An 8,108-nucleotide genomic window follows, 5' to 3' on the forward strand; every position below is an offset into this window, starting at 1 on the left:
GGGACTCGATAAGCAAAGGTCGGCCACTTGTGGATAACTAAAGTGCGTGGATTCTACCGCCCTTCTCGCAAGATCGCCCGCGCTTGATCGACAGAAAGCCGACTGTCCGTCCCGAGAGTTAATCGCAATGGGCGCGATGCAGTACAATCGCCGCTTTTCATTGCCAACCAGCCGGGCATTCCGATGATCGAACCCAAGCGCGTCTTGCGCGCCCTCGCTGAACACTGGGCGCTTCTGGAGCCTTTGTGCGAGCACTTCGACCAAGGCACATTGAGCCTCAACGAACTGCGCACGCAACTGGCCGCCCAACAACTGGACAGCACGCCGCAGGACATCACCAGCCTGCTCGACGTGTGGATTCGCCTCGACATTCTGATTCCGGTGGCGAAAAGCCCGAACCGTTTCGAGCTGAACGCGCAGATCCACGACTTCCTCGCGTACCTGCGCAGGGAGCACCGGCTGGGCCTGTGCCTGGAAATCGAAGCCTATCTGCGCCACCTCGAGCGTCTGGCCGGTTACATCCAGGACGCGTTCGACATCCGCGACGGCCACGACCTCGCCCGCCAGTTGCGCCTGCTCGACATGCGCGTGCGTGACGTGTTGAAGAAGCTCGACAACGACGAACAGGCGCTGGTGGCCGTCGCCGAACGCGCGAAGACCAGCGACCGGCAGATTCCATTGCGTCAGCGTTACGCTGAAGTGCTGGCGACGTGGGACGAATACGTCGAGCCGATGATCGATCTGGTGAACGCCGACGGCGCTTTCGAACAAGGCGTGCGCAAGGTCGAAACCGTATTGCTGAAGATGCTCAGCGAGCAGCAGCGCCTCGGCCATCTGGTCGATGACGACATGCTCCTGCGTACCCACGCGCGCATCCTCGAAATGCAGACCAGCGCCCAGTTGACCCTGCGCCACGCCCGCGAACTGCTCCTGCCGTTGCGTGAAGAGGCCCGTCGGCACAATGCCGTGACCCGTGGCGCGGCGCTGGCCTTGTCGGCTATCCGGCGCAAAGGCCTGGACGCGGTCCCCCAAGCGGCCATGCCAATGTTCACCCGCCCGCAAAGCACCTTCCTTGGCAGCGCCAGCCAGGTCGAAGCGTACGTGTACGCACTGGCCCGTTTCGAGCCGAAACCGGCGCGTTTTCCCAAGGCTCACAAAACCCAGAAAGGCGAAGCCCCGCGTGCGCCACGTACCGTTCGCGAAATGCTTGAACGCTGCGAAGACGCCCTGCCGATGCCGGACCTGATGGCCTGGCTGCTGGAACAGGAGCCGGACGGCGCCACCGACGAATTGCTGTACTGGTTCTCGCGCCTGTCGCGGGAAAAACGCTTCAAGCGCGAGCGTCTGGAACGCCGCGAATATCACACTCACGAGCACCAGGTCAGCCTGCGCTCCTTCGCCCTGCTCTCGGCCAGCGCCAGTGCCGCCGAGGATTCTGCGAGCGCCCTCTCTGCAGGTACTTCAAATGCAACTTGATCTTTCCGAACTGTCGCAACTCGCGCCGATCTTCCGCGAGCTGTTCAAGGGCTACCACGTCAGCCGCCGCGACCCGGAGCTGTACGCGCAACTGTCGAATTTCCAGGATCAATACCGCACGCTGTTCAAGGCGCTGGGTTTTGAACTGGTCTGCGACACCCGTGGCTTCTATTACTTCGTACCGGACATGGCTGCCGCAGCGGTGAACAAGACTGCCCAGCGTCTGGCGCTGTTCACCTTCATCCTTGTCGAGCATCTGGCCGATCAGGGCCGCGATCCGATCGCCGTGCTCGATGGCGGTAGCCTCGGCCGCGAAGAGTTGCCATCGCTGCTGGAAAAATACCGCGATCTGTTCATTCAGGCCGAAGTACAAACGGTTGAAGAACTCGAAGAAAAGATCATGCGCCGCATGACCCAACTGGGTTTCGCTGGCGAAGAAAACGGCGTCTACCGTTTCCTGCCGCCGATGCACCGTTTCCTCGACGTCTGCCTGTCGGTGCAGCAAGACCGCGATCTGGCGGCCAGCGTGCACAGCGTACTGCCGCTTCCGGCGCCAGTGCTGATCGACGAAGCAGCCGAGGCCAAATTCCTCGAAACCGACGATCCGCTGGATCTCACCGAATTCGATGAAGAAAGCGAAGAAGACGCACTGGCCCGCGCCATTGCCGAAGAACAGGAGTCCGACGCATGAGCCAGGAACGCTACGGCATCCGCCGCTTTGCCCTTTTGAACACCGCCGGTTACAGCCTCGGCCTGTTCCCGCTGGAAGAGCCGTTGTCGGTTTACGGCGCGAACAACCTCGGTAAATCGGCGTCGATCAACGCGTTGCAGTTCCCGATTCTGGCGCGCATGTCGGACATGAGTTTCGGCAAGTACAGCCTGGAACAATCCCGGCGCTTCTATTTCGCCTCGGACACCAGTTACATCCTCGTTGAAGTGTCCCTGCCCCATGGCCCGCACGTAATCGGCGTGGTGGGTCGCGGCCCGGGTGGTGGTTTTGGTCACCAGTTCTTTGCCTATGCCGGCAAACTGGACCTGGCGCACTACCAGAAGAATGACACCTGCCTGCGTCAGAAAGAGCTGTTCACCAACCTTGAGCGCGAGGGCCTGAAAGCCTACGAACTCAAGCCGGATGAACTGCGTCGCTTGCTGGTGGGCGGTCACACATCGATTCCGCTGGACCTGACCCTGATTCCACTGCGCTCCACCAGCGAACAAAGCCTGAAGACGTTCCGTGCGCTGTTCATCAACCTGCTGCACATGCGCGAAATCACTGCGGCCAAGCTCAAGCAGTTGTTCCTCGATGCCTTCGAACACAGCCTGCGTTCCGGCAGCGTCGATTACATCGCCGCGTGCGAAGAAGCCTTCCGCGACGTACGCCGCATGGAGCAGGACTATAACTCGCTGGTCGCTGCCGGCCCGCTGGTCGAAGCCCTGGCGGCCGGCGTGACCCAGCGCAATATCCTGCGCGGCAAACTGCATCGACTGTCGCCGCTGCTCGACTCGTTGCTCGGCACCTGGTCGGACTATGCCAGTGCGCGCAAGGAAGAGCTGACCATCCAGGCCGACCACTACCGTGGCGAGCAGGACAGCCTGCAAAACGATCAGCGCGGTGGCACTCAGGAATTGATGCGTCTGGAACGGGAAATTTCCGGTATTCAGCGCTGGCTCGGCGAACTGTCGGTCCTGAAGAATCGCTTTGCTTTGGTCGACGACGTCAAAGTGCTGGAGCAACAATTGCTCGCGGCCAAAGATGCCCACGACGAACTGGCCGGTGCCCTGGCGCAATCGCGTCAATTCAGCGCCGAGGATCTGGAAGAGCGCCTGCGCGATCTGGAAAAACGCCTGAAGTCGGTGAAGCAGCAACTCGATCACGCTGACAACAACAGCTACGCCCGCCTGCGCGAAGAGTTTTCGCAACAGGACGTCGAACGCCTGATGCGCCTGTTCAACAGCGCACTGTTCAGCCTGCCGTTGGGCGAACACGGCATCACCCTCGACGACGATGGCGAGTGGGTGAAATCGGTCGAGCTGATTCTTGATGGCTTCAAGGGTGAGCGTTTCGAAGTCCCGGGCCTGTCGATCGATATCTCCAATATCGAGCCTCCAGCCCTGCAAGCATTGGCCGACCGTGCCGCGCTGCGTGATCAGAAAGAGCGTCTGGAAAAAGAGCTCAAGCAGCTGAAAACTCAGCAGGCTGTAGCCGCCGACCGCGCCGCGAGCAAAACCCAGACCGAAGCGCTGTATCAACAAGTGCTGGATGCGCAGAAAGCCCTGGAAGACTTCCGTCGCACGCAGACCCTGAGCGCTGAAGAAGGCGACAAGCTCGAGCAACTGGCACAGATGGAAGGCGCGCAGGATGAACTCAAGCGTTCCAGCGATGCCTTCACCGAGCGCGTCCAGCAACTGTCGGCCAAGCTGCAACTGGTCGGCCGGCAGATCGCCGATATGGAAGCCAAGCAACGCACCCTCGACGATGCGCTGCGCCGCCGTCAGCTGTTGCCGGCGGACCTGCCGTTCGGTACGCCGTTCATGGATCCGGTCGACGATTCGATGGACAATCTGCTGCCGCTGCTCAACGACTATCAGGACAGCTGGCAAGGCTTGCTCCGCGCCGATGGTCAGATCGAAGCGCTCTACGCGCAGGTACGTCTCAAAGGCGTGGCCAAGTTCGACAGCGAAGACGATATGGAGCGCCGTCTGTCACTGCTGATCAACGCTTACGCGCACCGCACCGATGAAGCGCTGACGCTGGGCAAGGCCCGTCGCGCGGCGGTCACCGATATCGCTCGCACGTTGCGTAACATCCGTAGCGACTACGACAGCCTTGAGCATCAACTGGCGCTGTTCAACCGCGAGATCAACAAGCGTCAGGTCTCCAACCTGCAGAGCTTCCGTATCGTCCTTGCGCCGAACAAGGAAGCGCTCAAGCACATCGACCAGATCATCCACAGCGCCGGTCAATACGAGGAAGGCGAAACCCTGTCGGTGTTCGACCTCAGCCAGAGCGCCGAACAGGACAACAAGAACGAAGAGGCCAAGGAATACCTGGCGCGGTTGGTGGCGGCGAACCACAACCAGCTCGGCCTCAAGGACTTGTTCGAGCTGGCGTTCGAGATCACCAAGGTCAATGGCCAGCCGGTGATCCACACCGACATCGATGGCGCGGCGTCCAACGGTACGACCATGACCATCAAGGCGCTGACCAACATGTACTTGTTGCTGCACTTGATGGATCGCGACCTGGCCGGCCGCGTGCGTTTGCCGTATTACCTCGACGAAGCGGCGGACATTGATGAGAAGAACCAGGCAGCATTGCTGGAAACCAGTCTGCAATTGGGCTTCGTGCCGATTCTGGCGAGTGTGAAGCCGCAGGTTTGCGCCAGTGTCGCCATCGACCTTGAGGGCGGCAGCGGCCCGGCGGGGATTTACATCGACGAGGCGGACTGGAAGTACATTCGCCGTCACGATGAAGTGAAGCCTGTGGTCAATGTGGCAGCCGATGAACCGGAGCTGGATGCAGTCTGATCCTGCCTGATCCAGACAAAAGGCCGCGATCCAATGGACCGCGGCCTTTTTTGTCCGAGCTGCTGGGCGAATGCGAGGGCCTCATCACGAGCACCGCCGCCGATATTTATTTACCGATCGCGATCTTCGGCGCCCAGGTCAGCCATTCATCTTCGAACTTATCGAATAAGGGGAATGTCTGTTCCGCTCTCGCAGGGTTACCCATGCGCTCGCCATCCGGGGTGGCGAACGCGATGCCACCCTGAATCAGGGTTTCCAGAGACTCGGTGCGCATCGTCGCTCCCTTGAACAGTCCATAGTCGAATCCGAAACCGCTGGAGTTCCAGAACCGCGTACCGCTGCGCACCAGCGGCGCGTACTTGGGTTCAATCAGGATGTGGATCAGCACGCGATCCGCTGTCTGCCCCAACTCGTACCCCGTCACCTTGCCTACCGTCACTTCCCGGTAGGTGACCGGCACGCCGATCTTCAACGAGCCTCGACGAGCCGCGCTCAACACCAGGCTCAAGCCAGGCTCCACCTTGGCTATTTCCGGCGGGCTGGACAAGGCCACGAAACTCTTCTGCGGGCCCAGGCTCTTCGGCGCGGGCTGCACCTCAATGTATTGACCGGTCACGAGGGTTTCAAGGTTTGCGGTCTTGATCAGACCCAGCTCCGGCTTGACCACCCAGAATTGACTGCCGACCCGGGCAATACGCTCCGGCACTTCGGTAATTCGCGCGGTGAGCACCACGGACTGCAGGTCATCGGTGAGATCAACGTCCTCGATCTTGCCGACATCCAGCCCCTTGAACCGCACAGGAGTGCCGGTGCGCAGACCGTCGGCGCGGTCGACCTTGATGGTGACCAGGGTGCCTTTCTGGTTGGCCTCGTCGTGGCTGGGGAACAGGCGGAACCGAGGGATACGCTTTTGCAGCGGCGCCTTGGCTTCCGGGGTCTCAAAAGCAATACCACCGGCCATCAGGCTTTGCAGTGACTCGCTCTTGACCTGGATGCCACCCGTCAGCCCACCCGTGAGGGTAACGCCACTCGCATTCCAGAATCGGCTGGAGGCATTGACCAGGCCTTCATATTCTTTCTCGATGTGAACGCCAATCACCAGCTGTTTACGAGTCTTGGAGAATTGATAGCTCTGGACCGAACCGACCTTCACCTGCTTGTAGAGAATCGGGCTGCCCACTTCCAGCGAGCCGAGGTTCTCGGTAAACAGGACCAGGTGCAGCCCGGGTGAGCGCAGGTCCAGAGGCGGAGCCTTGGGTCTTGCGACAAATTCACGCTGCGGCGCTGCCCCCTTGTCGCCGGGGCGTATGGCGATGTAGTTACCCTTCACCAGCGCTTCCAGACCGGTGATGCCAGCGAGGGAAATCGAGGGTTTGACCACCCAGAACTGAGTGCCATCGACCAGATAATCCTCGGCCAGCGGGTCAAGGGTCAGCTCGGCAGTGGCCGCCGTCAGATCAGGGTCGATCTTCAGCGCTTTCATATTGCCGACCTGAATACCTTTGTACATTACCGGCGTGCGGCCAGCCTGGAGCCCTTCGAAGTCGCTGAGTTTGACCTTCACGCGAATGCCGGCAGCGGCGGCATCAAAGTCCTCGTAGAGACGGAACGGCAGGCTTGGATCAGTCGGCGGACTGTCTTTGCGGTTCTCCGGCGTAGCGAAGGCGATACCGCCAGCAACGATGCTCGCCAGGGACTCGCTGCGCACTTTTACCCCGGAGAGATTGGCGTCGATGCTGATGCCGCTGGCGTTCCAGAAGCGTGTATGTTTGCGCACGAGTTTGGCGTAGGTCGGCTCAATGAAGACTTTGAGTTCAACCGTGCTTTGATCTTCGGAAAGCAGGTAGCTTTTGACCTGGCCGACCTTGATCTGCTTGTAGAACACCGGACTGCCACGGTTCAACGAACCCAGTCGATCAGCCTTGATGGTCAGGTGCAGGCCAGGTTTGGCGTCGGACAGCGGCGGCTCTTCGGCCAGTGCCTTGAACTTGCGTACCGGCTCGCCCTCACCTGGGCTGATGGCCACATAGTTACCTGAAACCAATGTCTCCAGACCGGTGATACCGGCCAGGGTCACACTCGGTTTGACTAGCCAGAAGCGTGTGCTGGTCTTGAGGTATTGCTCGACGTCCTTGTTCATTTCGATGGTGGCGATCACCCCTTTGGAGTTGCCTTCATCGTCGAGCTTGAGCGCCTTGACCTTACCGACCGACATGCCTTTGTACATGACCTCGGTCTTGTTGGCCTGGATGCCTTCACCACTTTCAAAGCGCACCTGGATCTCGATACCGGTTTCGGAATAGGCACGCCAGCCGAGCCAGCCGCCGATAATCAGCGCGATCAAGGGAAGGACCCAAATGGCGGACCAGTTAGAGGCCGGTCGGGTTTTCGCTACGGGCAATTCAGTCATGGTCGTCGTCCGACTCCGTGTTATCCCAAATCAGTCGGGGATCGAAAGTTACTGCAGCAAGCATCGTCAGAATCACCACACTGGCGAAGGCGATGGCGCCAAGATTGGCTTCGACACTGGCAAGCCGGCCGAAGTTGACCACCGCCACCAGAATGGCGATCACAAATATATCGAGCATCGACCAGCGGCCAATGAACTCGATGAAGCGGTACATCCAGATACGCTGGCGTGCAGACAACGGCTGACGCCGCTGCACCGAAAACAGCAGCAATGCGATGCCAACCAGTTTGAAAGTCGGCACCAGAATACTGGCGATGAACACCACGGCCGCAATCGGAATCATGCCGTGCTGTACCAACTGGATCACACCGGACATGATCGTACTCGGATCACCCTGCCCCAAAGAACTGACAGTCATGATTGGCAACACGTTGGCCGGGATATAAATAATCGCTGCGGTGATCAGCAGTGCCCAGGTTCGGCCCAGACTATTGGGTCGGCGAGCGTGAACCAGTGCACCGCAGCGGGTGCAGGTCTGCTCGTCGGTATCCGCTTCCTGTTTATTCAATTCATGGCATTCGGTACAAATCAGAATGCCCGCATCAATCGCCCGCATGAGCATCCTCTCCTGATAACGCCTGCCAGATCTGATGCGGCGACATCACCACCTCCAACCAGACCTGTATCAACAACA

Annotated in this window: 5 protein-coding genes and 1 pseudogene; 3 read left to right on the forward strand and 3 right to left on the reverse strand. The window is 59.8% G+C overall.

What is annotated here, in order from left to right:
* The first annotated feature begins 183 nt into the window (after positions 1 to 183).
* Genes mksB through mksF form a run of 3 tightly spaced genes read left to right on the forward strand, consistent with a single transcriptional unit; the run spans position 184 to position 5,004 of the window.
* Positions 184 to 1,476 carry an Mks condensin complex protein MksB gene (gene mksB, locus JFT80_RS09750; protein ID WP_201147710.1) on the forward strand — a complete coding sequence of 431 codons (1,293 nt, stop codon included), beginning with the start codon at positions 184 to 186 and terminating at the stop codon, positions 1,474 to 1,476.
* Positions 1,466 to 2,167, forward strand: a complete 702-nt coding sequence (gene mksE, locus JFT80_RS09755; protein ID WP_158836229.1) for an Mks condensin complex protein MksE — start codon at positions 1,466 to 1,468, stop codon at positions 2,165 to 2,167. Before mksB ends, mksE begins: the two co-directional genes overlap by 11 nt.
* Positions 2,164 to 5,004 carry an Mks condensin complex protein MksF gene (gene mksF / locus JFT80_RS09760; protein ID WP_201147711.1) on the forward strand — a complete coding sequence of 947 codons (2,841 nt, stop codon included), beginning with the start codon at positions 2,164 to 2,166 and terminating at the stop codon, positions 5,002 to 5,004. Before mksE ends, mksF begins: the two co-directional genes overlap by 4 nt.
* 106 nt (positions 5,005 to 5,110) lie before the next feature.
* Here mksF and JFT80_RS09765 read toward each other — a convergent pair whose 3' ends face one another.
* The 3 genes and pseudogenes from JFT80_RS09765 to JFT80_RS09775 all read right to left on the reverse strand — a co-directional run.
* The gene (locus JFT80_RS09765) at positions 5,111 to 7,414 is read right to left on the reverse strand and encodes an intermembrane transport protein PqiB (RefSeq protein WP_201147712.1); all 2,304 of its coding nucleotides are present in this window, start codon (positions 7,412 to 7,414) and stop codon (positions 5,111 to 5,113) included.
* Complete coding sequence (locus JFT80_RS09770; RefSeq protein ID WP_201147713.1) at positions 7,407 to 8,030, reverse strand: paraquat-inducible protein A; 624 nt, start codon at positions 8,028 to 8,030, stop codon at positions 7,407 to 7,409. The genes JFT80_RS09765 and JFT80_RS09770 overlap by 8 nt, the downstream gene beginning before the upstream one ends.
* Positions 8,017 to 8,108: pseudogene (locus tag JFT80_RS09775) on the reverse strand (paraquat-inducible protein A); the annotation flags it as partial. The pseudogene JFT80_RS09775 and the gene JFT80_RS09770, both read right to left, overlap by 14 nt.

Origin of the sequence: Pseudomonas sp. TH10 (genome assembly GCF_016651255.1) — a bacterium.
Taxonomy (GTDB): Bacteria; Pseudomonadota; Gammaproteobacteria; order Pseudomonadales; family Pseudomonadaceae; genus Aquipseudomonas.

What these genes read in the sequence shown, in the direction of transcription:
- mksB (WP_201147710.1), top strand. Translation starts at nt 184, where the DNA reads ATGATCGAACCCAAGCGCGTCTTGCGCGCCCTCGCTGAACACTGGGCG.
- mksE (WP_158836229.1), top strand. Translation starts at nt 1,466, where the DNA reads ATGCAACTTGATCTTTCCGAACTGTCGCAACTCGCGCCGATCTTCCGC.
- mksF (WP_201147711.1), top strand. Translation starts at nt 2,164, where the DNA reads ATGAGCCAGGAACGCTACGGCATCCGCCGCTTTGCCCTTTTGAACACC.
- JFT80_RS09765 (WP_201147712.1), bottom strand. Translation starts at nt 7,414, where the DNA reads ATGACTGAATTGCCCGTAGCGAAAACCCGACCGGCCTCTAACTGGTCC.
- JFT80_RS09770 (WP_201147713.1), bottom strand. Translation starts at nt 8,030, where the DNA reads ATGCGGGCGATTGATGCGGGCATTCTGATTTGTACCGAATGCCATGAA.